The organism is Tenacibaculum ascidiaceicola (genome assembly GCF_047470925.1).
GTDB classification, from domain to species: domain Bacteria; phylum Bacteroidota; class Bacteroidia; order Flavobacteriales; family Flavobacteriaceae; genus Polaribacter; species Polaribacter discolor.
In genome coordinates this window covers 115,335-141,007 of sequence record NZ_JAZKJP010000004.1, presented here as the reverse complement: position 1 = coordinate 141,007, position 25,673 = coordinate 115,335, and the positions used below count along the sequence as shown (strand labels likewise).

Annotated in this window: 18 protein-coding genes; 11 read left to right on the top strand and 7 right to left on the bottom strand. The window is 32.0% G+C overall.

Annotated features, from left to right (window positions below; all coding sequences use genetic code 11):
- Positions 1 to 141: 141 nt before the first annotated feature.
- Complete coding sequence (locus VBY68_RS02460; protein ID WP_099214487.1) at positions 142 to 1,572, bottom strand: pyridoxal phosphate-dependent decarboxylase family protein; 1,431 nt, start codon at positions 1,570 to 1,572, stop codon at positions 142 to 144.
- 138 nt (positions 1,573 to 1,710) lie between these two features.
- On the opposite strand from VBY68_RS02460, the gene VBY68_RS02455 reads away from it, so the two are divergent.
- Both VBY68_RS02455 and VBY68_RS02450 read left to right on the top strand, forming a co-directional pair.
- The gene (locus tag VBY68_RS02455; RefSeq protein ID WP_415268769.1) at positions 1,711 to 3,351 is read left to right on the top strand and encodes an OstA-like protein; all 1,641 of its coding nucleotides are present in this window, start codon (positions 1,711 to 1,713) and stop codon (positions 3,349 to 3,351) included.
- Between the two features lie 5 nt (positions 3,352 to 3,356).
- Positions 3,357 to 4,535, top strand: a complete 1,179-nt coding sequence (locus VBY68_RS02450; protein WP_415268768.1) for an aspartate aminotransferase family protein — start codon at positions 3,357 to 3,359, stop codon at positions 4,533 to 4,535.
- Between the two features lie 69 nt (positions 4,536 to 4,604).
- On the opposite strand, the gene VBY68_RS02445 is transcribed toward VBY68_RS02450, so the two are convergent.
- The 3 genes from VBY68_RS02445 to VBY68_RS02435 all read right to left on the bottom strand — a co-directional run bounded on the left by VBY68_RS02445 (position 4,605) and on the right by VBY68_RS02435 (position 6,738).
- On the bottom strand, positions 4,605 to 5,078 hold the full coding sequence (locus VBY68_RS02445) for a hypothetical protein (RefSeq protein ID WP_415268767.1): 474 nt from the start codon (positions 5,076 to 5,078) through the stop codon (positions 4,605 to 4,607).
- 144 nt (positions 5,079 to 5,222) lie between these two features.
- Positions 5,223 to 5,714: a DinB family protein gene (locus VBY68_RS02440; RefSeq protein ID WP_124588507.1), complete on the bottom strand. Its 492-nt coding sequence runs from the start codon at positions 5,712 to 5,714 to the stop codon at positions 5,223 to 5,225.
- A 139-nt stretch (positions 5,715 to 5,853) separates the two neighbouring features.
- The gene (locus VBY68_RS02435; protein WP_415268766.1) at positions 5,854 to 6,738 is read right to left on the bottom strand and encodes an alpha/beta hydrolase; all 885 of its coding nucleotides are present in this window, start codon (positions 6,736 to 6,738) and stop codon (positions 5,854 to 5,856) included.
- Positions 6,739 to 7,063: 325 nt separating this feature from the next.
- Between VBY68_RS02435 and thrA the strand changes: the two genes are divergently transcribed.
- From thrA to thrC, 4 genes are read left to right on the top strand one after another with little or no spacing between them, the layout of a single operon-like run.
- Complete coding sequence (thrA, locus tag VBY68_RS02430) at positions 7,064 to 9,505, top strand: bifunctional aspartate kinase/homoserine dehydrogenase I (RefSeq protein WP_415268765.1); 2,442 nt, start codon at positions 7,064 to 7,066, stop codon at positions 9,503 to 9,505.
- A 3-nt stretch (positions 9,506 to 9,508) separates the two neighbouring features.
- Positions 9,509 to 10,138: a class I SAM-dependent methyltransferase gene (locus VBY68_RS02425; protein WP_415268764.1), complete on the top strand. Its 630-nt coding sequence runs from the start codon at positions 9,509 to 9,511 to the stop codon at positions 10,136 to 10,138.
- The gene (locus tag VBY68_RS02420; RefSeq protein ID WP_415268763.1) at positions 10,135 to 11,064 is read left to right on the top strand and encodes a homoserine kinase; all 930 of its coding nucleotides are present in this window, start codon (positions 10,135 to 10,137) and stop codon (positions 11,062 to 11,064) included. The genes VBY68_RS02425 and VBY68_RS02420 overlap by 4 nt, the downstream gene beginning before the upstream one ends.
- Positions 11,065 to 11,074: 10 nt before the next feature.
- Positions 11,075 to 12,355, top strand: coding sequence for a threonine synthase (gene thrC / locus VBY68_RS02415; RefSeq protein WP_415268762.1), 1,281 nt, complete (start codon positions 11,075 to 11,077; stop codon positions 12,353 to 12,355).
- Between the two features lie 49 nt (positions 12,356 to 12,404).
- Here thrC and VBY68_RS02410 read toward each other — a convergent pair whose 3' ends face one another.
- On the bottom strand, positions 12,405 to 15,962 hold the full coding sequence (locus VBY68_RS02410; RefSeq protein WP_415268761.1) for an ABC transporter permease/M1 family aminopeptidase: 3,558 nt from the start codon (positions 15,960 to 15,962) through the stop codon (positions 12,405 to 12,407).
- Positions 15,963 to 15,965: 3 nt separating this feature from the next.
- Complete coding sequence (locus VBY68_RS02405) at positions 15,966 to 16,847, bottom strand: ABC transporter ATP-binding protein (protein WP_415268760.1); 882 nt, start codon at positions 16,845 to 16,847, stop codon at positions 15,966 to 15,968.
- A gap of 205 nt (positions 16,848 to 17,052) precedes the next feature.
- Here VBY68_RS02405 and VBY68_RS02400 point away from each other — a divergent pair, with 205 nt between their 5' ends.
- From VBY68_RS02400 to VBY68_RS02380, 5 genes are all read left to right on the top strand, one after another.
- The gene (locus tag VBY68_RS02400; protein ID WP_415268759.1) at positions 17,053 to 18,183 is read left to right on the top strand and encodes a sensor histidine kinase; all 1,131 of its coding nucleotides are present in this window, start codon (positions 17,053 to 17,055) and stop codon (positions 18,181 to 18,183) included.
- Positions 18,176 to 18,877, top strand: coding sequence for a LytR/AlgR family response regulator transcription factor (locus tag VBY68_RS02395; RefSeq protein WP_415268758.1), 702 nt, complete (start codon positions 18,176 to 18,178; stop codon positions 18,875 to 18,877). Before VBY68_RS02400 ends, VBY68_RS02395 begins: the two co-directional genes overlap by 8 nt.
- Before the next feature lie 66 nt (positions 18,878 to 18,943).
- Positions 18,944 to 20,716 (top strand): AMP-dependent synthetase/ligase, encoded by a 1,773-nt coding sequence (locus VBY68_RS02390; RefSeq protein WP_415268757.1) that lies wholly within the window; start codon positions 18,944 to 18,946, stop codon positions 20,714 to 20,716.
- A gap of 72 nt (positions 20,717 to 20,788) precedes the next feature.
- Positions 20,789 to 22,561 (top strand): AMP-dependent synthetase/ligase, encoded by a 1,773-nt coding sequence (locus VBY68_RS02385; protein ID WP_028892070.1) that lies wholly within the window; start codon positions 20,789 to 20,791, stop codon positions 22,559 to 22,561.
- 45 nt (positions 22,562 to 22,606) lie between these two features.
- Positions 22,607 to 24,229 (top strand): pseudouridine synthase, encoded by a 1,623-nt coding sequence (locus VBY68_RS02380; protein ID WP_415268756.1) that lies wholly within the window; start codon positions 22,607 to 22,609, stop codon positions 24,227 to 24,229.
- 83 nt (positions 24,230 to 24,312) lie between these two features.
- Here VBY68_RS02380 and VBY68_RS02375 read toward each other — a convergent pair whose 3' ends face one another.
- Positions 24,313 to 25,608, bottom strand: a complete 1,296-nt coding sequence (locus VBY68_RS02375; protein ID WP_099214508.1) for an MFS transporter — start codon at positions 25,606 to 25,608, stop codon at positions 24,313 to 24,315.
- Positions 25,609 to 25,673: the final 65 nt, after the last annotated feature.

Here is a 25,673-nt window from a genome sequence, read left to right as displayed (position 1 = left end):
CTCTTCTATTGATGTAGTTATTAATAATCTTGCATAAAAGACTTTTTTATCTTTTATACAAGCAAAACTACTAAGAGAAAGGCTTTTGAAATATGACTTTTGTCATAAAAACAAAAAAAGGAGCTTTAAGCTCCTTTTAATTTATTTTTCTTTTAAAATTTCTTCTCCAAATTGATGACACAACTCAAGAGTTTCTTTAATATCATCCATCGTTGTTTTCGGATTTATTAAACACATTCTAAGTACTACTTGCTTATTTAATATAGTAGTTACTAAAAATGCTTCTCTAGATTCCATTATCTTTTGAGAAATTTTTTGATTTAACTCGTCAATCTCTTTTTCTTCTAAGTTTAACCCAATAGGATTATATCTAAAATTGATAACCGCTAAAGTTGCAGGAGAAATAATTTCCCAGTTTCTACTTTTACGTAACATTTTCTCTACATCATCTGCTAACTGGATATTGTAAGTAACAGCTTCTTTAAAAGCATCTAATCCATAGGTTTTGATGGACATGTAAAATTTCAATGCTCTAAAACGTCTTGTTAACTGAATACCGTAATCGTAAAAGTTAATTTCTGATTCATTTCCTTCTATATCACGTAAATACTCAGGTTTTTCACTAAAAGTACCACTTAACCAAGAAGCATCCTTTACTAATAAACATCCTATTTCATAAGGTTGATAAAACCATTTATGCGGGTCTACAGTAAGAGAATCAGCTCTTTCAATTCCTCTTAATGCTTTTGCTCCTTTTTCAGCTAATATAGCGGCTCCACCATACGCTCCATCAATGTGAAACCATAAATCTTCCTCTTCACAGATATCTGCTATTTCGTCTAAAGGGTCTACAGTACCCGTGTTAGTAGTTCCCGCAGAAGCGATGTAACAAAATGGTTGTAACCCTTCTAATCGGTCTTTTGCTATAGCGTTCTTTAGTTTGTTAATACTAATTCTAAACTCTAAATCAGTCGGTAAAATTCTAATTTGTTCCTTTTTAAACCCTAGAACACGAATTGCTTTAATATTAGAAGAGTGTGCTTGATCAGACAAATAAATCACAGCTTTAGAAAAATCATCACCACACTTTAAACGTCTCGCAGTAACCAAAGCTGTTAAATTTGCCATAGAACCACCACTGGTAAAAATTCCTCCTCCTTTTTCAACAGGAAAATTATACATTTTTAGTAACCAATTCATCGTTACAATTTCTAACTCAGCTGCTGCTGGAGAAACCATCCATCCACCAGAAAAAATATTGAATCCAGTAGCCAAACTATCTGCCATAGTACTAATAAAGTTACTAGGTCCAGGTACAAATGAATAAGCTTTAGGGTGAGAAATAACCGTACTGTTTGGTATCACATTGTCCATCACAAAATCTAACACCTTTTCAGCAGACATTCCTTCATTTGGAGCTTCTTGCAAAAAAATGCTATCCATTTCTTTTCTTGAAGCACTAGCTACAGGCTTTTTTTGTTCTAAAGTAGCCCAATGTTCTGCAATTATATCTACAATTTTATATCCGTAAGACTTCATCTCTTCTTTTGATAAATCAAAATGAGCGCTCATATCTTTATAATTTTTTAATTTGTTACAAAATTAACCATTTACTAAATGACAGCCTTTTATTTATCTTGATAATTTTATTTCTTTATTAAGATTTTGGCATATTCTTTTCATTATTTTTGTGCATTAAATCGTATTATTTTGAAAAAATTATTTCTATTAATTTTTATATTATTCTCTGTTGTAAGTTTTTCTCAAACAAAAAAAATCAAGATACTTTCTACCGAATTAAGTACTGCTGATGAAAGCAAGTACCCTGGAGCTACTATACTGATAGGAAAAGTTAAAATGTCACATGAAGGAGCTACTCTAGATTGTAAAAGAGCACTACTTTACAAAGACAAAAACTTATTTAAAGCTATTGGTGAAGTAATTATTGAACAAGGAGATAGTATTATTCAATATAGTGATTTTGCTACTTATAATGGGAATACAAAAAAGGCCAAATCTTGGGGAAATGTAGAAATAAACGATAAAGAAATGACGCTAAAAACTGATACGCTTCATTTTGATAGAATCAATCAAGTATTATACTACCCTAATGGGGGAACTATCCGCGATACAAAAAACACTCTGAAAAGTGTAAAAGGAACTTATCTTTTAAGAGACAAAAAGTTTACAGCAAAATCTAAAGTAACTGTTGTAAATCCTGATAACCATTTAGAATCTGACCATTTAGATTATTATACCAATACAAACTTGGCTTATTTATACGGACCAAGCACCATTACCAACTTAAAGGATAGTACTAAAGTGTATTCCGAAAGAGGTTTTTACGATACTAACACGGATGTTTCATACTTCGTAAAACGAGCAAAATTGTTCTTAAAAGAACGAACTGTTTCTGCCGATAGTTTATACTATGACAAGCGTAACGGTTTTGCTTCTGCAACCAACAATATAAAAGTGGTAGATACTGTGCAAAATATGGTAGCTAAAGGAAATTATGCTGAACTATACGAGCACAAAGACTCCTTGTTTATTATTGATAGAGCTGTTGCTATTTCAGTATTAGAAAAGGACTCTATGTATGTAGCTGGAGACAAAATTTTACTAACAGGAAAACCTGAAAAACGTATTGCTCGTATTTTTAATAATGTAAAAATATTTAAGTCTGACTTACAAGGTAAATGCGACTCTATTCATACCAGTCAAGAAACAGGATTGACAAGGATGTTTAACAGACCTATTTTATGGTCTAATAACAGTCAAATAACGGGCGATAGCATCCAATTACTCACTCATAAAGAGAGTAATAAGCTAGATTCATTAAAGGTGTTACAAAATGCATTTATGATTCAACAAGACTCCATTCATAAAGATAACTTTAATCAAATTAAAGGAAGAAACATTTATGGTAAGTTTGAAAATGATGACTTACGAACCATGATGGTTAAAGGAAATGCAGAATCATTGTATTACAATAATAATGATGATACTCATAAACTAGAAACAATTACTAAGGAAATAGCAAGTGATATTGAATTCATTTTAGAAAATGGAGAAATTATTCAAACTACGTATTTTAAAAAGTCTGAAGGAAAAACGTATCCACCTTCCAAATTTCCTTCTGAAGAGAAAAAATTTAAAGGTTTCTTGTGGCGTGGTGATGAACAACCAAAAACAGTAGAAGATATTTTTGTAAAAGACTCTACTTCTACTATTCCCCAAAAAAGAAAAAAACAACCTGATGTTGTTAAAGAGGCTAGGGAACAGTTCATTAATGAAACTTCAAAAAAGGAAGAAAAACAAAAAAAGCCTAACCTCAAAAAGTTAAAATAATTCCTGTGAAAGACGATTTTTTAAAATACCAAGGTCAAACCACTCCTCACCCATTAGCTATTGAAATTTCACATGCTAATGGAAGCTACATTTATGATAGCAACGGAAAAGCTATGTTAGACTTCGTAGCTGGAGTTTCTGCAAATAGCTTAGGTCATAGTCACCCAAAGGTTAACGAAGCCATAAAAAATCAGTTAGAGCAATATACGCACGTAATGGTGTATGGTGAGTTTATTCAAAAGCCACAGTTAGAATTGTGTAAAGCCTTAGCAGCTACCTTGCCTCCTTACCTTTCGTCTGTTTATTTGGTAAACTCTGGTACTGAGGCTACCGAAGGCGCTTTAAAGTTAGCTAAACGCTTTACCGGTAGAAGTGAAATTATTGCCGCTAAAAATGCTTATCATGGAAATACCCAAGGAGCAATGAGCGTTTGTGGTGCAGAACAACAAAATAGAGCTTTTCGTCCGTTAATTCCAGGAAGTAAATTTATTGAGTATAACAACGAATTAGATTTAGAAAAAATCACTTCAAAAACTGCCGGAGTCATTTTAGAAACCATTCAAGGTGGTGCTGGTTTTATTGAACCTAAAAACGATTACCTAACAAAAGTTAAGAAACGATGTGAAGAAGTTGGTGCATTATTGATTTTAGATGAAATCCAGTCAGGTATTGGACGTACAGGAACATTTTGGGGGTTCGAAAATTACAATGTTACTCCTGATATTATTATCACTGGTAAAGGTTTAGGTGGCGGAATGCCAATCGGAGCTTTTATTGCTTCTTTTGAAGTGATGGATTGCTTAAAAGAACACCCGAAATTAGGACATATTACTACGTTTGGTGGCCATCCAGTAATTGCAAGTGCTGGTTTAGCTACGGTACTAGAGATTACTTCCTCTAACTTAATGGAAGAAAGTTTACGAAAAGAAACGTTAATCCGTAATAAATTTAAAAATCACCCAAAAGTTAAAGAAATTAGAGGAAAGGGGTTAATGCTTGCTTTATTAGTGGATACTCCTGAAGAAGCTTCACAAGTAATTTTAAACTGTTTAGACAAAGGGTTGATTTTATTCTGGTTACTTTTTGAAGGAAGAGCCATTCGTATTACTCCTCCCCTAACTATTTCTGACGAGGAAATAGAAAAAGGATGTGATCTTATAGTAAGTGAGCTGGATAAGTTGTAGTAAAGTTTGACTTAATAATATTTTATATCGTTGTAAGTAATTTTCTATTCATTTATTGGAAATTGAATTTCAATTACTTCTGCTTCTCCTATTTTTTTTTGTCCCCTCATGAATCCACCATTTTCTTCCTATATTCATGTATTCGTCTATTGGTTGTCTTGATAAAAACCTAATCAAAACTTCTTTAGTTTCTCCTGGTAAAATCAATTCATTTTCGTCAAATTGAATATCTCCCACATATGAATACTTAAATTGTCCATTTGATTGGTATTCAAAAATATGATTAGGTCGATATCCGCTTTTAACCCCTGTTTTTCGACCACCTTCTTCTTTAGATATTAGCTTTAGTTTTGCTTTTACATGAATTAATTCAGGTGTTTCTTCTAGATCAAAATCCGTTATACTACAATCAGTGTATTTTCCAAAAGCCTGTGTATCAAAAACTTTTCCGTAACCTAAATTCAACCATCTTTTATAAATTAATTTCCCATTAAAATATAGATAAAGTTCATTGTCATTTTTTATTTCTTTTCTTATTATCATAGTTTAGTTAAATTACCTAACAGCTTAGATTATGAGTACTAGCGTAATTTATACTCTTTTTAAATTTGTAAGTACACGCCAAACTGAAAATCCTCGCAGATTTTCGTGAGTAGACTAGTTTATACACAATGTTGACAACAATATTTATTTACTTTCCTCAATCTGTTTTAGGTGTCGTTCGGTATGGAACAAGATAAAGTTGAGCCAATCGGTTATTGTCATTTCGCCTAATAGAAAATGATTGTGTATTCTATTGTCAAATCTTATTTTTCCTGTAGACAAGCCATTTTTCATAGTATTTCTTAATGTTAAAAAAGCTGAATTAAAGTCAGTTAGATTTTTAAAGTCTCCTTTCGGCTTGAGTAATTCAGGTGATTGCTGTTTTTTGTTTCTCTGTTCTACTAAAATTGTTTCCAGTTTGTTTCGCCCAACAATTTCCGTAGTCTTAGATTCATTTTCCGAGGGTTTAGACACTATGCTATAGATAGCCTTGTCAGTAATGTAAATGTGTTCTAAAATTTCTAATATACTCCATTCAGAACCATTTTTTTTAGTAAGTTTTTCAATAGGATAATCCTTAACGGTTACTAATAGTTTATTAGTGTTTTGTTCTAGGTCATTAATATATCTTTCCATTTCTATTTTTTATATCGTTGTTAACAGTTACTATTTTAAAGTTAATAATTTTCGGTTAAGAACTTACGTTAGCAATTCCGAGTGGATTCAGTTTACACTGAGTGAAATCGAAGTGTAGTCAAATCCGTCGTAATTGCGGTTATATATTGTTGCAATAGTTTTTATTATTTATCCATTCAGTTACAATTGGCCAGATTTCTTTCTTTGAATTTTGTGATTTTAATATTCTGCTATGATTGTAATTTTCAAGGTTTCCATTTTCTTTTGATAGATAAATTAATTGGTTTTCCGAATTTTCAAAGGCATTTAGATATTTCTCACAACCGACTTTTGGTGCAATAAAATAATCTCCACTCGCACATATTGATAAAATCGGAATTTTAATTTTTTTCATTTCCCTCAAATAGTCAAATCCGTTTTCTCCGATAAAGTTATGCCTTAAATTCCAATTGAACCATTGTTTCATTGTGTAATAACTTTCACTATGTTCAGTTGAGCCAGCTGTTTTAGCGGGAACAGTTCCTAATAAGGCTGTTAAATATTTACTCGCCAAAATTTTCATTCGATTACTAAATTCAGTTCCTGCTCCAAAAGCTTGAACTCCAAATAATGAAATACTATTAATTTTCGGTTGATAACTAGGGTTGTTGATTAAGAACATCGTTAATGCAATTCCGCCACCACTATGAGCTAAGCAATCTATATTTTTAATATTTTGGTCGTTGAAAAGAAATTCAAATGTGGATTTGAGGTCATATTTTGCAATCGTCTCGAAGTCAAATTTTTTTTGAGCCTTTGAACTTTTTCCGTGATTTCGCCATTCCATTATCCAACAAATAAATCCTTGTTCTATTAAATACTCCGCAATTCCAGAACATATTTTACGATTTGAGAAAGTTCCATGGGTTATAAAAATATGTTTTTTAGAATTGATTTCAGGATTCAATTTCCAAAGTGCTATTCTTTCGCTGTCTTGGGTTGATATTTCAAATAATTGTTCTTTCAGGATGCAAGTTTTTAGCAATTTTATTCTTCTTATTTTTTAGCAATATAGATGTATTTTATAAACTATCAAAAGGGGTTTTTACAAAAAAGAAACATATTTACTTGTTTGTTAAAATAAATTAATACATTTGGGGTAATGTTTAACAACAAAAGACATATAATCTCTATTCCAGCTGTAAATACTACGGCTTCTTTTGTTGGCACAACAACTACAATTACTACTACAACCCTTTAGGGGTTATTTTCTATACATATCATCTCCGCATATATTTATTTTTTCAAAAGATTTGAAAACAGATAAATAGCACTAAAAATCTTATTTTTTAATTTATTATCTTTTTAAAATGAACGTTTTAAAATTTGGTGGTTCGTCAGTAGCGAACAGCCAATACATAGAAAAAGTAGTAGAAATTATTGCCAATGCCTCTATAAACAGTCCACTTATTGTAGTGGTTTCTGCTTTTGGTAAAACAACAAATAAACTCATTGCATCGGCAGAACAAGCTGCTCAAAACAATGCTAATTATCTTGAAAACTTCAAAGAAGTAGAACAATTACACTTTGAGGTAATTCATGAGTTAGTACCTAAAAATCAGCAAGAAGAAGTTAAAACTCATATTACTTCACTGTTTAAACAACTAAAAACCTTGCTAGAAGGTTGCTATTTACTTAACGAGATTACACCCAAAACACTAGCTACCATTAGTGGTTTTGGAGAGTTATTATCCTCATATATCATTGCAAGTATAGCTAGTAAAGAACTCGATGTAGTATATAAAGACAGTAGAGAGTTAATTAGTACTTCTAATGATTTTGATAAAGCTCAAGTTGACTTTCAACTAACCAATGCTAATTGTAAAACCTATTTTGCAACTAATAAACATCAAGTAACGCTGTTGCCAGGATTTATTGCTCGTACAAAAGAAGGAAAATCAACTACTTTAGGTCGTGGAGGCTCTGATTATTCTGCGGCTATTTATGCCGCTGCTGTAGGTGCAGATGAATTACAAATATGGACAGATGTTAGTGGTATGTACACGGCAAATCCGCATCTAGTAAAACAGGCATTTCCTATTCCACATATCTCGTATCAAGAAGCCATGGAGTTGTCTCATTTTGGAGCAAAAGTTATCTACCCTCCTACGATTCAACCTGTGTTGGAAAAAGAGATTCCTATTCGAATAAAAAACACTTTTGATCCTGAAAATGCTGGAACACTCATTTCAAAAATTACCGAAAACGGAAAACCTGTAAAAGGAATTTCTCATATTGAAAATATCACACTACTAACCTTAGAAGGAAGCGGCATGGTAGGTGTTTCTGGCATTTCTAAGCGATTGTTTGAAACTTTATCGCTACACAATATCAATGTGGTGCTTATTACACAAGCTTCTTCTGAACACTCTATTTGTATTGGAATCTATGATGAAGATGCAGAAAAAGCAGCTTTAAAAATTAATGAAGCTTTTGCTATAGAAATAGAGCGTCATAAAATAGATCCGATTATCGTAGAACAAGGATTAGCCATTATCGCTTTGGTAGGTGATAAAATGAGAAATCATCAAGGGTTGAGTGGTCAAATGTTTAGTTCCTTAGGCAAAAACAACGTAAATATTCGTGCCATTGCTCAAGGAGCTTCAGAGAAAAACATTTCTGCTGTAATCAACAGTTCAGATGCAAAAAAAGCATTAAACACGCTACATGAACAGTTTTTTGAGGAAAAAGTAAAACAGCTGAACCTGTTTGTTACAGGTGTAGGAAATGTTGGGGAGCGCTTTTTAGCACAAATCCATCAGCAGAAAAAATACTTAAAAGAACAGCTAAAATTGAATGTTCGTGTTGTGGGAATTTCCAATTCTAAACAAATGCTTTTTGATGAAAGCGGTATCAGTTTAAAAACATGGAAAGAACAATTACAAAACGGAGAAGCGAGTTCTTTAGACCTTTTTTTCCAAAGAATAAAAGCGTTAAACCTTCGTAATTCAGTTTTTATTGATAATACTGCCAATCAACAAGTTTCTGAAGTATATGAGCGTTATTTAGCCAATAATATAGGGGTGGTTACTTGTAATAAAATTGCTTGTGCTTCTGAACTGAACAATTACAAAAAATTAAAGCATATCTCTCATAAGTTCAATACGCCATTTTTATTTGAAACCAATGTAGGTGCTGGTTTGCCAATTATTGATACGCTTAAAAACTTAATTGCTTCTGGTGACCGAGTACATAAAATACAAGCGGTGTTATCTGGGTCGTTAAATTTTGTGTTCAACAATTTTAATGAGAATGTTTCTTTTCACGATGTTGTACAACAAGCACAAGAACAAGGATATACTGAGCCTGACCCCAAAATTGATTTAAGCGGTGTAGATGTGGCTAGAAAAATATTAATTCTTGCACGTGAAAGTGGTTATGAGTTAGAACTTTCAGACATCGAGAACAATGCATTTTTACCTGAAAAAAGTTTAAAAACTACGAATAATGATGATTTTTATGCTTCTTTAACCGAATTCGAAAGCCATTTTCAACAAATATATAAAGATGCTGCCGACAAAGATTGCCGCTTAAAATATGTAGCTGAATTCAATAATGGAAAAGCGAGTGTAGGCTTGCAACACATCCCGTTTGACCATCCTTTTTATAATTTAGAAGGTAGCGACAATATCGTGTTGTTTTTTACAGATAGATACCCTGTAAATCCGTTACAAATAAAAGGAGCTGGTGCAGGTGCTGAAGTAACAGCTTCAGGGATTTTTGCTGATGTGATACGAATAGGAAATCAATAATCTATGGAAAAACGTTATCAAAATATCATACAGATTTACAATACCGTAGCTCAAGAGTATCAAGATAAGTTTGCTAATAATACAGTGTATAATCACAGCTATGACTTGCTTCTAAAACACATGGAGCCAACTCATAAAAATGTGTTGGATGTAGCTTGTGGTTTTGGAAAGATTACCCACTATCTTTTAAACCACAATCCTACACTTTCCGTATTAGGAATTGATGCTGCTGAAAACATGGTGGCTTTGGCAAAACAAAACAATCCAAATGCTTCCTTTAGAGTGATGGATTGTAGAGAAATTAACAGTTTACATCAAGGTTTTGATGTCATCATCTTCGGGTTTTGTTTTCCATATTTAACGAAAGAAGATGTTCTAAAACTTATAAAAGATGCTGCTACTATATTACATCCAAACGGATTACTATACATCAGTACTATGGTTGGAGACTACGAAAAAGACTCTCGTGTAACATCAAGTTCGGATGGAAAAAATTCGATGTTCATCCATTATCATGAGCCAGCATATTTGATTGAAGCTTTAGAAACACAAGAATTCAAAATTTTAGAAAATTACACCAAACTATATCAAGAAGGTGGTGATGCCGACTTGTTCTTAATTGCAAAAAAATGAACTATATAAAAATATTTTCACCTGCAACCGTTGCCAATGTTTCTTGCGGATTCGACGCTTTAGGTTTAGCTCTCGAAACTGTTGGAGATACTATGACTTTTACAAAAACCGATACAAAAGGTGTAAAAATCACTCAAATAACAGGAGCAGATTTACCTTTAGACACACAAATAAATGCTGCGGGAGTAGTTGCTTTAGCTATGCTAGAAAAACACCCTGCTGATTTTGGTATCGATATTACCATTCACAAAGGATATACTCCTGGAAGCGGTTTAGGAAGTAGTGCAGCTAGTGCTGCTGGGGCTGCTTTTGGTGTAAATCAGTTACTAGGAAATGTCTTCTCCCCTCTTGAATTGACACAATTTGCCATGTTAGGTGAAGAAGCTACTTGCGGAACCCCTATTGCTGACAATGTTTCTGCTGCTATTTATGGTGGGTTCACGTTGGTACGCAGTTATGAGCCTTTGAGTATTGTAAAAATCCCTGTTCCTGTCGATTTAAGAGTGGTAGCTATTCATCCACAAGTTGAAGTAAAAACAAAAGATGCTCGAGACGTGCTACCAACAGAGGTTCCGCTAAAAGATGCGGTTACCCAATGGGCGAATGTAGGCGGGTTAATTAGTGGATTACACTCCAACGATTATCAATTAATCGCAGATTCCCTAATTGATATTATCGTTGAGCCAGCTAGAAAAACACTAATTCCTCATTTTGATTTAGTGAAAAAAGAGGCTTTAAAAGCAGGTGCTTTAGGAGCAGGAATTTCAGGTTCAGGTCCAACTATTTTTGCTTTATGTAAAGGCGATGCAACTGCTGAGAATGTTTACAAAGCAATTCAAAACACATACCAAGACAAACAAATTGATTTTAACATGATTCTTTCAAAAATTAATACAGAAGGAATTAAAATTTTAGAACAACACTAAATACGAAATTATGAACTATTATAGTCTCAATCATACATCACCTAAAGTTAGCTTTGAAGAAGCTGTAGTAAACGGATTAGCTCCTGATAGAGGTCTTTACTTCCCCGAGAATATTACGCCACTATCAAAAGAATTTATTGATAATATTGGTGAGTATTCTAATGAAGAAATTGCTTATGAAGCCATTCAACAATTTGTAGGTGATGAAATTCCTAAAGACGTATTACAAAAAATCATTAAAGAAACAATCAATTTTGAGTTTCCTGTAGTACCCATTGAAGATAATATTGGTACACTAGAATTATTTCACGGACCAACCATGGCTTTTAAAGATGTAGGTGCTCGTTTTATGGCGCGCTGTTTAGGTTATTTTAACCGTGATAAAAATCAACAGGTTACAGTTTTGGTGGCAACTTCAGGAGATACAGGAGGTGCTGTTGCTAATGGATTTTTAGGAGTTAAAGGTGTAGATGTGGTTATACTCTACCCTAGTGGAAAAGTAAGTGATATTCAAGAAAAGCAACTCACAACTTTAGGACAAAATATTAAAGCTTTAGAAGTAGATGGTGTTTTTGACGATTGTCAAGACATGGTAAAAACTGCTTTTTTAGATGCGGAAATTAATCGTACGTTAACCTCAGCAAATTCCATAAATGTTGCACGTTGGTTACCACAAATGTTTTATTTTTTCTTTGCCTATAAGCAAGTTTATAAACAACATAAAGAAGTTGTCTTTTCGGTGCCTAGTGGAAACTTTGGAAACATTTGTGCTGGTATTATGGCACAAAAATTAGGATTGCCTATTAAACATTTTGTGGCTGCTACCAATGTAAACGATACCGTTCCTAATTACTTACAAAGTGGAGATTATCAACCAAAACCTTCTAAAGCAACTATATCGAATGCCATGGATGTTGGAAACCCTAGTAACTTTATTAGAATCCAAGAATTATTCAACAATAATTTAGAAGCTTTAAAAACTGCTTTTTCGTCTTTTTCTTTTTCTGATGATGAAACTCGTAAAGCCATAAAAAAAATCTATCAAACCTCAACCTATATTGCCGACCCACATGGAGCTGTTGGTTATTTAGGGTTGAAAGAATACGGGTTACAAAATGAATTCGGGATTTTCTTAGAAACAGCCCATCCTGTTAAGTTTTTAGATGTTGTTGAAGATATTTTAGAGGTAACCGTTGAAATTCCATCACAAATAGTATCCGTTATAGATAAACAAAAGAGAGCTACTAAAATTAGCTCATATGAAGAGTTAAAAGACTTTTTAAATGCTTAAAAGCATCACTTAATAACAAAAACCGCCTTAATCAAGGCGGTTTTTGTTATTAAAAACTAAATATATTGTCTCTTAAATTTTCATCATTTCTAGTTCCATAAGGATCTATAGCAATATAACTAGGTTTTTTATTTATTATAAACCTAACTTCAGTGAGTTCTTTGTTTATTCGACTGGATTTATAGTACAGCATAGTATTATCATCTTTTACAAGTGATGGATGGATTGTAAAAACTCCTATTTTAATTGGTTCATTAATCCCTGTTTCTTTAGTTTCTCCATTTTCTAATGTTTCAATTCGTTTTGCTTTTATCGTTGCAGTAACCTCATAGGTACCATTGGGTAGCTGTTTGTATGTACTTTTTTCTACAGCCAAATCATAGGTTATTACCTTTTTAAACCAATCACCTATCAAATGATGATTTTCTTCTGAAACTATTTTATATAATTCATCTAATAGCTCAATAGTATGTGCTTTGGGAGAGTTTTCAAATCGATATCGATCTGTAATAGTTTTTAATACTCTATTTACTTGCTGCTCTCCTATTAAGTCTCTCAATGCCATGAACACTGTGTATGCTTTTCCATATGATATATAGCCTTCATCCTGTACTTTATAAATTGGTGGTTCTTGAGTTCCGCCAAAAGCTCTTCCGAAGAAATAACGTCTTCTTGCTGCTTCTGCTAATTCATATAAAGCACGTTTACCATACATTTTTTCCATCACTACAGCTTCAGTATACTTTGCTAATCCTTCTACAAATAAAGAACCTCCTGCAACAGGTTTCGCTGTTAATGTATGTCCCCACCATTGATGTGCTACTTCATGAATTGTTCTTTTAGAAACTAAGTTAAATGTGTGTTCTTCACGAACATCTGATAAATACAAACGGTCTTCAACCATGCTAATAACTCCTGGATGTGCATACCCTCCGAATGACCAATGAGAAGGCACTTCTGCTATACGAACATGATTAAAGTTATACGTACCAAAGTTTTCTTGACAATACGCTAAGGTTTCTTTAGTACTCTCTTCTATTTCATCAATATTAAAATTATGATTTGAATGATAATATTGCTCAATAGAAATACCTTCATACTTTGCTTTTTTAACTTGATATTTCCCCGAAAAATAGGCTACCATGGGCAATATTTTCCCTTGAGATTTATAATGGTAATAATTTCTATTATTTTTTGACCAAGTCTTAATCAAATCTCCAGAGCTTATAGCTATTTGGTCTTTACTTGTGGACACAATAGTTTCAAATTGTACTTTTTCAATTTTAATATCTTCAAGAGCTATATGAGCATCTGAATTATCTTCTTCTATTCTCTCAGGTAATCCTCTTTTTTTACGCTCAATTCTGTCTGCTATTTCATATCCAGAAGCATACCCAATAATAGGTTCAAAATTTTTGTATGTTATATACGTTCCGTCATAAACAATACTTTTATCTTCCTCATACCCTTTTAGTTCTTTTTCAATAGCAAAAGTATATGCTACTGAATCATTGGGTTGGAGTTTTTCTTTAAATTCAAATACATACGCTCCGTGTACTGTATCTTTCGTAGTCAAAAGAGCATTTTTTACATGAATATGCTTTACAGGGATTCGTTCGGTTATTAACAGTTTAGATATAGCTTCGTTACTTGTATTTTTTAAAATGTAATTTGCTTTTACAGTATATTTTCTTTCCTCTGGAAAAATAGTTACTTCCGTTTTTTGCAAGGTTGGATAAGGCTTTTCTAATACTTGATATTGCTTATACATACGTTCATAATTTTCACTAAAATTTAAATAATCATTTTCAGTTTGATAATCACCAACAAAGTTTGTATTGTAAAAGACCAAGCTTGCCATACCAATAGCTACGGAAAGGAAAGTTAAAAACAATACCTTTTCGCCTAAGTTGCATCCTTGTTTCAGTTGCTCTACTTTATAAGAAAATCCTTTTACCATTCCCCTGTTCCATATCTTAAACGCTAATAAAATTAATAGCGCTCCTATACTTAGCCAATACAAACCTAAATGATTAAATAACTTAGCATTATTGGCATAGGCATTCATACCATTAAAAGTTACTCTAGGCATAAACCCTATACTTGTTAAAGGGTGTTCTAATCCTAAAAGGTTAGCTTTCATACTTACAATAACAAACAAACCAAAAACTCCCATTCCTATATATTTACTCTTCGTAATACTGTTTATAAATATGGCTAGCATAGCATATATAACCAATTGTAAACCATAATAATAAAACACAGATGTGTACATACTAAAGTTTACATCAGCAAAACCTAAGCTTACTTGAAAAGCTATACACATAAGCACTCCTGATGCTATTAATAAGATTGGTAGTAATGATAGACTGATAAACTTAGCAGTAAAAAGCACCCAGTTTTTTACAGGAGTAGCGCCCATAATCAGATTAAAATTGACACTATACTCTCTCCATACAATCTCTGAACCGTAAAAGATTAGTAGTATCAATCCAAAAAGAGTTAGCGGACTTGTTATGAGTTCGATTAATTGATTTGTAACCGGATAAATACTCACTCCATATTCACCTCCTTCAAGAACAGTTGCATACAATTCTGAAAAAACAATAATTAACCACATACCTAGTATTACTAAAAAAGGTAAGCTCTTAAATACGCTCTTTAGTTCTAACCGTATTAGCGATAACAGTGATTTTACTTGCGTAGCTACTCCATCTGTTCCATTTATAGGCTTGTATGATATAAGCTGTTCTTTTTCTTTCCTAGTTGTCTTTTCTTTCTTAACTTTTTTTGTAGTCATTCTAAAAGAAAAAACTTTATACGTTAGTAACAACACTCCTATAGAAAGTGCTATCCAAAGTATTCTATTCAATAAAAACAATCCTGAAAAAGAAAGCAATTGTGTGTTTTTTTGGTACGCGGTCCAGTATTGAGTTTGTTCAAAAAAAGCAGCTATACCAAAAGAATCTGCTATTGCTGCTACCGACATCATTTCTGGCGATGCTGGAACAGATTGTGCTAATAATGGTGAGTTTAAGAAAATAGAACTTACAAAATACAGCATGTAAATAAATACTGCGCTTGCATAAGTGGCTATACTGTTTTTAGTAAGTGTACTGACTGCAAATATTAAAGAAGTACAGATAAAAATATTAGGTAACACTAAATACAACCAAGGCTGTAAGTAGTTTAATACATTAAAATTCCCTAGTCTTTCAGCGTCTAAATTAGAAAAATGATTCCCGAAAATATAGCCAATAACAAAAGGTGTAAAAGCAACTACACTAAAAATAAAAGTGCCTAAAAAACGGCTCCAAAAATAATTACTCTTTTTTATGGATGAGCTGTAAATTAAACTTTCCATGTTATGCTGCTTGTCTCTTATAATAGCTGTTACCGCAAAAAACATGGTTATAAAAACACTACCTAAAGTAAAAAGACCTGTATGAAAATAAACTTGATAAACAGCGTTAAAATTAACTCCTGTAGGAGCATGCCCTTGGCTTCCTGTAAAATATCCTAAGCCTAGAAACAAGACTGCAAATATGGGAAAAGCTCGTTGTTTTAACTGATAGTATATTTCAAATTGTAATAATTTCTTAAACATAGGTTAGGCTTTTTTATGGTGAAACAATGTAGCAAAGTAGTAGTCTTCTAAATTCGGAGTGATTCTTTCAAACCTGTTAGATAGTGAAGTCTCAGAAAAAACTCTTATTTGTGTTTCTCCTGACACTAGTTTGGTTGAAATAACCTCGTACATTGTTTTATAGTGCTCAAGGTCATTTTTAGTTATAATTTTTGTCCAAATATTATGTTCAATACTTGCTACTAATTCTTTTGGGTTACCTTGGGAAATGATTTGACCTTCCGATAAAATTGCCATTTGTGTACATAAATTTCTAACATCCTCTACTATGTGAGTAGATAAAATAACTATTACGTTCTCTCCTATTTCACTCAGAAGATTTAAAAAGCGATTGCTTTCTTCAGGATCTAACCCAGCTGTTGGTTCATCTACAATAATTAGTTTGGGGTTGGCTAATAAGGCTTGAGCTATCCCAAAACGTTGGCGCATTCCTCCAGAAAACGTATGTACTGCTTTTTTTCTGTGTTGGTAAAGGTTTACTTGTTGTAATAAAGAAGTTACTTGCTCTTTTCGTGTTGAGTTATTAGTAATACCTTTCAGAATAGCTAAATGATCTAACAATTTTTCTGCTGATATTTTAGGATACACTCCAAACTCCTGAGGAAGATACCCTAAGTGTTTTCTTATCTCCTCTGGTTTATTAATAATATTGTAATCATTAAATACAATTTCTCCAGATGAGGGTTCTTGTAAAGAAGCGATGGTACGCATTAAAGAAGATTTACCAGCTCCGTTAGCTCCTAACAAACCAAACATTCCGTTCGAAATTTTTAAGTTTATTCCATTTAGTGCTTTAACTCCGTTAGGGTATGTTTTAGAAAGGTTTGTTATAGTTAATGTATTCATATAAGATTCGTTTTGTTTGCAACAAATCTCTAGCATCTTACCTTTCTTATAAATTAAAAATGATGTACTATATTCTTTTCAGCACACACCATATTCTTTTAATAGCTAACTTATGTTTGTCTAAAAAAACTATTCATTCATCTAAAAAACAACAGTGTTTATCAATATAATTGTGAGAACAGTTTTACATGAGTAATTTTGAGGTATGATAGATTTTTTAAAGAAATACAAAGCTTTTCTTATTGGATTCTTAATTATTGTTCCATTATTCATCTTATTAGATTATCTGAATTTTCTAAATATACCGAATGATCAATCTGTTGAGGTTATTGTAATTACTGTTTTTTGGGCACTTGTTATTGCTTTACCCATACATAATTATCAATACTTAAAAAGGAAAAAGAAAGCTGTATTTGGTATTGCTGTTCTTTTTGTACTACTTTTTATTACTGTGCTTATTGATTCATTTATGAAGCTTCCAGATAATCCTATCACCTTCATTCTATTAATGATATTTTGGTGTGGGCTAGCTTATTTTTTAGTGCCCAACTTCGTAAAAAAATACTGGAAATTCATAGCACTACTATACACACCTCTACTCTTATATTTTTTATACCTACGATTATTTTCTGGTGACTTAGAAGCTTATTTAAAGGTAAAACAAGAAACTCCGTTCTATATTTTTTTTATACCCATTCCTATCTTCTTTTTTCTTTGGGTTTTTGAACAATGGAAATGGATACAAGAGCTAAAAAAAGAAAAGTCTAAAACAGAATTATCACTCTTAAAAACACAAATAAACCCGCATTTTTTCTTCAATACTCTAAATAACCTGTATGCCTTAACAGTTAAAAGCTCACCTCAAGCACCAGAAGTTATATTAAAACTATCTGATATGATGCGCTACACAATTTATGACGGGGAAAAAGAAACTGTAAAAATTTCAGAAGAGATAGCATACTTAAATAATTACATTGAGCTACATAAAATCCGTTACAGAAAGTCTGTTGAAATTACCTTTAAACATAACATAGATACGAATCTAAATATTCCGCCACTACTATACATTATTTTACTTGAAAATGCTTTTAAACACGGTATAGAAACACTAGCAGAAAATGCTTTTATTCATGTCAATTTATATGATAATAATGATTTTATTTACTTTGAAATAGAAAACAATTTTGATCCTAATGAAATAACTAACTCTAAGGGAATTGGACTGCAAAATTTAAAACGAAGATTATCTTTGTTGTACAAGCAACAACATGAACTAACTATTGATATTACAAACAACATTTACAAAACACTTTTAAAAATACCGAAGCATGCTTAAATATATAATTATTGATGATGAACCTTTGGCACATGAAATTACAACAGAGTTTTGCAGCATGCTACCTCATGTTCAATTAGAAAAAAGTTGCTATAATGCTATGGAAGCTATGCAGTTTTTAAATGAACATACCGTTGATTTTATGTTTTTAGATATCAACATGCCTAAATTAAAAGGCTTAGATTTTTTAAAGACGCTGTCTAATCCACCAAAAACCATTATTACTACCGCCTACAAAGAATATGCTCTTGAAGGCTTTGAGTTAAATGTTGTGGATTACCTTTTAAAGCCTTTTAGTTTTGATCGTTTGGTAAAAGCTGTAAATAAAGTATCAGATACTGTATCTACAAAAACAGTCCAAAAAGAAAGCATACAACCAAGTCAAGTCAATACCAAATTTTTTATTAAAGGAGATAAAAAACATCACCAAATTGATTTAAGTGATTTGTTATTTATAGAAGCTTATGGAAATTATACTAAACTATTTTTAACAGATGAAATGATTATAAGCCATGAAAAGATTTCTCATTACGAAACTATGTTAAATGAGAACAATTTTCTAAGAGTACATAAATCGTTTATCGTTGCTATTGATAAAATTAAGTTTATAGAAGGAAATCGTATTATAATTCATGAGCATAAGATTCCTATTGGTCAAACTTATAAAAACAGTGTTAGTAAACTATACAACTAACCTCAATTTATTTTTTAATTATCTCTTTTATTTTCATAGATTTATGCATCAACCAAAACCATTTAAATGCATATATCTTCAAAAGTTACACGTCTTTTTGATTTCCCCTATCATCAACTAGAAAACTATCCTCAACAACACTGCTTAGTTTCAAAAGTAAACAATGAATGGAAAAGTATATCTACTCAAAAATACATTGAAGACGCCAATATCATAAGTAAAGCTTTACTAAACCTTGGTGTTAGACCAGGAGATAAAGTTGCTGTAATTACTTCTGTAAATCAACCAAAGTGGCATGTTTTAGATATAGGAGTTATGCAAATAGGAGCTGTAAATGTACCTTTATATCCTACTTTTTCAGAAAAAGATTATGCCTATATCTTAAATCATTCTGATAGTGTTTATTGTTTTGTTTCTGATGATGAACTTTATCAAAAAGTAATAAAAGTTCAAGAACAAACACAACTTAAAAAGGTGTTTACTTTTGAAGATCTAGAGACAGACTATGGATGGAACTCTTTCCTAAACCTTGGCAAAGATGAAACCCATCAAACAACAGTGAATGAATTAAAAAAAGCTGTAGAACCATACGATTTAGCTACTATTATCTATACCTCAGGTACTACTGGAACTCCAAAAGGAGTTATGCTTTCACACAATAACATTGTTAGTAACGTTTTTGCTGTAGGGAAAAGACTCGATTTACAAGGAAATAAAAAAAGAGTTATTAGCTACTTACCTATTTGTCACATTTTTGAGCGTGCAGCATCTTATTATTGTCAATATATGGGCTTTGAAATTCATTTTGCTGAAAGTATTGATAAAGTTGGGGATAATTTACGTGAAATTCAACCTCATTTTATGGCAGTTGTTCCTAGATTATTAGAAAAAGTTTTTGATAAGATAGTTGATAAAGGAAGTAATTTAAAAGGTATAAAAAAACGTCTATTCTTCTGGGCATTGCAACTAGGAGAACAGTATAAACCATACAAAGAAAATGGTTGGTGGTATGAGTTTAAGCTCTCTATAGCCCGTAAACTTATTTTCTCAAAATGGAAAGAAGCTTTAGGCGGACAATTAGAATTTATGTTAGCGGGAAGCGCTCCTACACAAGCTAGACTTGTTAGAGTATTTACAGCTGCAGGAATTCCTGTTTTTGAAGGCTACGGACTTACTGAAACTTCTCCTGCTATCTCTGTAACCGATATGCGAAATAATGGCTTTAAAATAGGAACAGTTGGAAAAGTTATTGAAAACGTAAGTGTAAAAATAGCTGATGATGGAGAGATCTTAGTTAAAGGCCCTAACGTAATGATGGGTTATTATAAAGATTTAGAAAAAACTGACGAATCTATTGAAAACGACTATTTTCATACGGGAGATATCGGAGAACTAGATAATGAAGGTTTTTTAAAGATTACGGATAGAAAAAAAGAAATCTTCAAAACTTCTGGAGGTAAATATATTGCTCCTGCTATACTAGAAGGTGAATTAAAAAAATCACGTTTTATAGAACAAGTAATGGTTATTGGTGAAGGAGAAAAAATGCCTGCAGCATTAATCCAAGTAGCTTCAGAATTTGTTCAAGAATGGGCTAAAAGACATAACCATACTATTACAGATATGACTACAGATAAAAAACTAATCAAACGAATTCAAAAAGAAATTGATTTTTGTAATGAGAAGTTTGGTAAATGGGAGCAAATAAAACGTTTTGAAATTACTCCTGATGAATGGACTACAAATGCAGGTCATTTAACTCCGACATTAAAAATGAGACGAAAAATTATCTTAGAAAAATACAATAATCTATACCAAAAAATATATAATCCTCAATAAATCAACCAGTAAACTACAACTTGTGCAATCGGGGTATTTTTCATACTTTGCAAAGCCCAAAAATTTGAACATATGTCGATTGAAATTACGCGTCTTTTTGACTTTCCTTATTATCAACAAGAAAAATATAATTTAAAAAAAGCATTTATCACTAAATACAATGGTGAATGGCAATCTATATCAACAAATGAGTATATAGAAAAAGCCAACGCTATAAGTAGAGGTTTATTACGATTAGGAATACAACCAAACGATAAAATTGCTGTAATTTCAACCAACAATAGAACTGAATGGAATATTTGTGATATTGGAATATTACAAACAGGAGCTCAAAACGTTCCTATTTATCCAACCATTTCAAAAGAAGACTACGAATATATCTTAAACCACTCTGAAGCTACTTATTGTTTTGTTTCAGATGATACCATCTTAGAAAAGCTAAATCAAATAAAAGGAAATACAAAGCTTAAAGAAGTTTTTACTTTTGATGATATTCAAGGAGAAAAAAGTTGGAAAGAAGTTTTAGCATTAGGAGAAGATAACAGTAATCAAAATGAAGTTGAAGAGCGTAAAGCTGCTGTTAAAACTGACGATTTAGCTACCTTAATTTACACTTCTGGAACAACAGGACGCCCTAAAGGAGTTATGTTAAGTCATAAAAACATAGTTTCAAATGTATTGAGTAGTGAAAAAAGAGTCCCGCTTGAAAATGGACAAGGAAGAGCTTTGAGCTTTTTACCTGTTTGTCATATTTTTGAACGTATGCTATTATACTTATATCAATATTGTGGAATCTCTATTTATTTTGCAGAAGCTATTGATAAATTAAGTGAAAATGCACAAGAGGTAAAGCCTAATGTAATGACCGCTGTTCCTAGATTATATGAAAAAATATATGATAAAATATATGCCAAAGGAGCTGACTTAACAGGAATTAAAAAGAAATTATTCTTTTGGGCTATAGACTTAGGTTTACAATATGAGCCATATGGAGCTAACGGATGGTGGTATGAGAAGAAATTAAGTATTGCTAGAAAACTTATATTCTCTAAATGGCAAGCTGCTTTAGGTGGAGAATTAAAAATAATGGTATCTGGTTCTGCTGCATTACAATCTCGTTTAACAAGAGTATTTACAGCTGCTGGAATGCCTGTAATGGAAGGTTACGGTCTTACTGAAACTTCTCCTGTTATTTCAGTAAATGATATGCGTAATGGTGGTTTTAAAATAGGGACTGTAGGTAAGTTAATTGATGGTGTTGAAGTAAAAATAGCTGATAACGGTGAAATCCTAGTAAAAGGTCCTAACGTAATGCAAGGGTATTACAAAGACCCAGAAAAAACCGCTGAAGCATTACAAAACGGATATTTCCATACAGGTGATAAAGGTGAATTAAGTGAAGATGGTTTCTTAAAAATAACTGGACGTACTAAAGAAATGTTTAAAACCTCAGGAGGTAAGTATATTATTCCACCATTATTAGAAGGTCAGTTAAAACAATCTCGTTTTATAGAACAAGTAATGGTTATTGGTGAAGGTGAAAAAATGGCTGCTGCATTTATTCAACCAAACTTTGAGTTTGTACGTGAATGGGCACAAAGACATAACGTCACCTTAGGAGATAATAAAGACTTGGTAAGTAATCCTAAAGTCATAGAACGTATTCAAGAAGAAGTTGATTATGCCAATACAAAATTTGGTAAATGGGAAACTATTAAAAAGTTTGAATTAACTCCAGAAGAATGGTCTATTGATAGTGGTCACCTTACCCCTACGATGAAAATGAAACGAAACATTATTAGAGAAATGTATAAAGATTTATACGATAAAATTTATAGAGAATAATCGTTTATTTAAAGTGTTGTGAAAGCAACACTTTTTTCTTTTAAGATGACAAAAATAATTTCTTTTTCTTCGGATATATCTAATATTGAATTACCTAAAAAATTCGATTATCCATACAATTATTCACCTCACACCTTAGCTCAAATAGCTACTAAAGAATTACAAGAGTATTTAGTAAATCAAACCGATTTTTCTCACAACTTCGGAATCAAAAAACCTGAGGATGTAAAAGCGCTTGGAAAAATGTTTGGAGTATTAGTTATAGAGCAACAAGATGGAAGTTTAGGATATGTAGCCGCTTTTTCAGGAAAACTAGCTGAAAGCACACAACATAAATATTTTGTTCCGCCAGTATTTGATGTGTTAGATACAAATGAATTTTATATTAAAACAGAAGAACAGCTTAATGAATTAACTCATAAAATAGTAAGCTTAGAAAACGCTTCTGATTTTATTGAAATAAAAAAAGTATATCAAGAAACACAACAACTACACGACAACCTTTTAACAAAAGAGCAGTCTAAAATTAAACAACGTAGAAAACTCAGAAAAGAATTAGCAAAACAAAACAACCAGTTAAATATTAACGAAGAGTTTTACTTACGTGAATATGAAGTGTATTTAAACGATAAAATAGCTCCTTTAAAAAAAGTATACGACACAAAACAGCAGCAAATTGAGGAGTTAAAGCAGAAACGAGCAAATATTTCAGCCTGGGCTCAACAAGAAATATTTAAAAAGTATGCTTTTCTTAATTATCGAGGAGAAACTAAAAACTTATTAGATATTTTTACTGACTCTACACAAAATATTCCTGCTGGTGCTGGTGATTGTTGCGCTCCTAAATTACTTCAATATGCATACAAACATCAACTAAAACCTATTTGTATGGCCGAGTTTTGGTGGGGTAAGCCTTTGCAAACCTCTATAAGAAAACATCAAAACTACTACCCTGCTTGCACTGGTAAATGTAAACCTATTTTAACACACATGTTACAAGGAGTAACTGTAGAAGAAAACCCATTAGTGGCGCAATTAAAAGAAGAAAAAGAAATTACAATTATTCATGAAGATGCAGATTTATTAGTAATCAACAAACCTCATGAATTATTGTCAGTTGCTGGTAAAGAAATTAAAGATTCTGTTTTTAGTCGTATTCAAAAATTATATCCAAAAGCTACAGGTCCGTTAGTTGTACATCGTTTAGATATGTCAACCTCAGGAATACTATTAATAGCAAAAAATGAAGACACTTATAAAGCTTTACAGGCTCAATTCATTAATAAAACTATACAGAAACGCTACGTAGCTTTATTAGAAGGTGTTTTAAAAGATAAAAAAGGGATTATTGAGTTACCACTTAGAGTAGACCTAAATGATCGTCCTAAACAGCTTGTTTGTTATAAACATGGAAAAAAAGCTTTGACTCAATGGGAAACTATAGAAACTCTAGACAATAAAACCAAAGTCTACTTTTATCCTGTAACAGGACGTACACATCAGTTACGTGTACATGCAGCACACATTTTAGGACTAAACACTCCTATTATAGGTGATGATTTATACGGTAAGAAAGCAGACAGGTTGTATTTACATGCTGAAAAAATCACATTTGTACATCCAACTTCAAAAGAACAAGTAAGTTTTATTGCTTCTGCACCTTTTTAATCGCAGGGCAATAGCCAAAAAACTCCTTAAACTTATTTTAAAATAGTTTTAAGTATTATTTGTGTAGCTAATATTGCACAATTTTATACTACATATTTTGTCTTTTTAAGTGTGCTTAAAATAATAAACGAAGCTAAAAAGAAAATAGCTAAACACAACACACTCCATTGCATAGAACCTGTAATTGCATTTAATGCTCCATATACAGCTGTTCCTAAAACAATGGCTATTTTTTCAGTAACATCATAAAAACTAAAATACGTAGCATGATCTTCTGTTTCTGGCAATAATTTTGAATACGTAGAACGTGTTAAGGTTTGAATAGCTCCTTGTACTAACCCTAATAAACCTCCTAATCCATAAAAATAGATATCAACATACTCTTGAGATTTATCTAAAGAAAAAGCACAAAAACAAACTAACATCCACACTGCAATTGTTACTTTTAAAGCAGTTATATTTCCCCATTTTTCTGAAAACCTTGAAAATAAAACAGCTCCTAAAATTGCAACAATTTGCACCAATAAAATGGTAATAATTAAACTCGTAGAAGACAACCCTAATTCTGATGAACCAAAAATAGCTGCCATTAAAATAATAGTTTGTACACTAATACTCAATAAGAAGAAAGAAATTAAAAAGCGTTTTAAGGTTGGGTAATTTAATAGCTCTTTAATTACTATTTGTAACTCTCTGTACCCTTTCCATATATAGTCTTTTTCAGGTTTCTTGTTATATACATTACCTGGTAAACGTTTAAAGGTAACTTGAGCAAATCCTAACCACCATAAACCTACCATAACAAATGAAATTCTAGACGCCATTCCTGCACTAATACCTAAAGTTTCAGGAAACATAATCATAGCTAAATTTATTAGTAGCAAAATAACAGAACCAATATACCCATATACAAAACCTTTGGCACTGGCTCTATCTTGCTGTTCTGGATGAGCTACCTCTGGTAAATAAGCATTATAAAATACCAAACTTGCCCAAAAACCTATACTTGCCAAAACAGTAAATAAAATTCCAATCCACACAGTGTCTATTCCATCAAAAAAGTACAAACTCATTACCGATAATGATCCTAGTGTACAGAAAAACTTCATAAACTTTTTCTTACTTCCCGTATAATCTGCAATACCTGATAAAATTGGAGAAATAAAAGCTACTACTAAAAAAGAAAACGATAAAGCATAGCTATATAAACTATCTGGATGCTCCCAATCCATACCCAAAAAGCTTACTATTTTACCTTCCGTTACTCCGCTGTAATACAACGGAAAAACGGCTGTACTAATTACTAATGAATATACTGAATTGGCCCAATCGTAAAATGCCCATCCATTAATTAACTTCTTGTCTCCTATTTTGTACATATAAATTCTAATAAAAAAAACCGTTCATTTAAAATGAACGGTTTGCAATATACTATAATTTATCA

What these genes read in the sequence shown, in the direction of transcription:
- VBY68_RS02460 (WP_099214487.1), bottom strand. Translation starts at nt 1,572, where the DNA reads ATGAGCGCTCATTTTGATTTATCAAAAGAAGAGATGAAGTCTTACGGA.
- VBY68_RS02445 (WP_415268767.1), bottom strand. Translation starts at nt 5,078, where the DNA reads ATGATAATAAGAAAAGAAATAAAAAATGACAATGAACTTTATCTATAT.
- VBY68_RS02440 (WP_124588507.1), bottom strand. Translation starts at nt 5,714, where the DNA reads ATGGAAAGATATATTAATGACCTAGAACAAAACACTAATAAACTATTA.
- thrA (WP_415268765.1), top strand. Translation starts at nt 7,064, where the DNA reads ATGAACGTTTTAAAATTTGGTGGTTCGTCAGTAGCGAACAGCCAATAC.
- VBY68_RS02425 (WP_415268764.1), top strand. Translation starts at nt 9,509, where the DNA reads ATGGAAAAACGTTATCAAAATATCATACAGATTTACAATACCGTAGCT.
- VBY68_RS02420 (WP_415268763.1), top strand. Translation starts at nt 10,135, where the DNA reads ATGAACTATATAAAAATATTTTCACCTGCAACCGTTGCCAATGTTTCT.
- thrC (WP_415268762.1), top strand. Translation starts at nt 11,075, where the DNA reads ATGAACTATTATAGTCTCAATCATACATCACCTAAAGTTAGCTTTGAA.
- VBY68_RS02410 (WP_415268761.1), bottom strand. Translation starts at nt 15,962, where the DNA reads ATGTTTAAGAAATTATTACAATTTGAAATATACTATCAGTTAAAACAA.
- VBY68_RS02405 (WP_415268760.1), bottom strand. Translation starts at nt 16,847, where the DNA reads ATGAATACATTAACTATAACAAACCTTTCTAAAACATACCCTAACGGA.
- VBY68_RS02400 (WP_415268759.1), top strand. Translation starts at nt 17,053, where the DNA reads ATGATAGATTTTTTAAAGAAATACAAAGCTTTTCTTATTGGATTCTTA.
- VBY68_RS02395 (WP_415268758.1), top strand. Translation starts at nt 18,176, where the DNA reads ATGCTTAAATATATAATTATTGATGATGAACCTTTGGCACATGAAATT.
- VBY68_RS02390 (WP_415268757.1), top strand. Translation starts at nt 18,944, where the DNA reads ATGCATATATCTTCAAAAGTTACACGTCTTTTTGATTTCCCCTATCAT.
- VBY68_RS02385 (WP_028892070.1), top strand. Translation starts at nt 20,789, where the DNA reads ATGTCGATTGAAATTACGCGTCTTTTTGACTTTCCTTATTATCAACAA.
- VBY68_RS02380 (WP_415268756.1), top strand. Translation starts at nt 22,607, where the DNA reads ATGACAAAAATAATTTCTTTTTCTTCGGATATATCTAATATTGAATTA.
- VBY68_RS02375 (WP_099214508.1), bottom strand. Translation starts at nt 25,608, where the DNA reads ATGTACAAAATAGGAGACAAGAAGTTAATTAATGGATGGGCATTTTAC.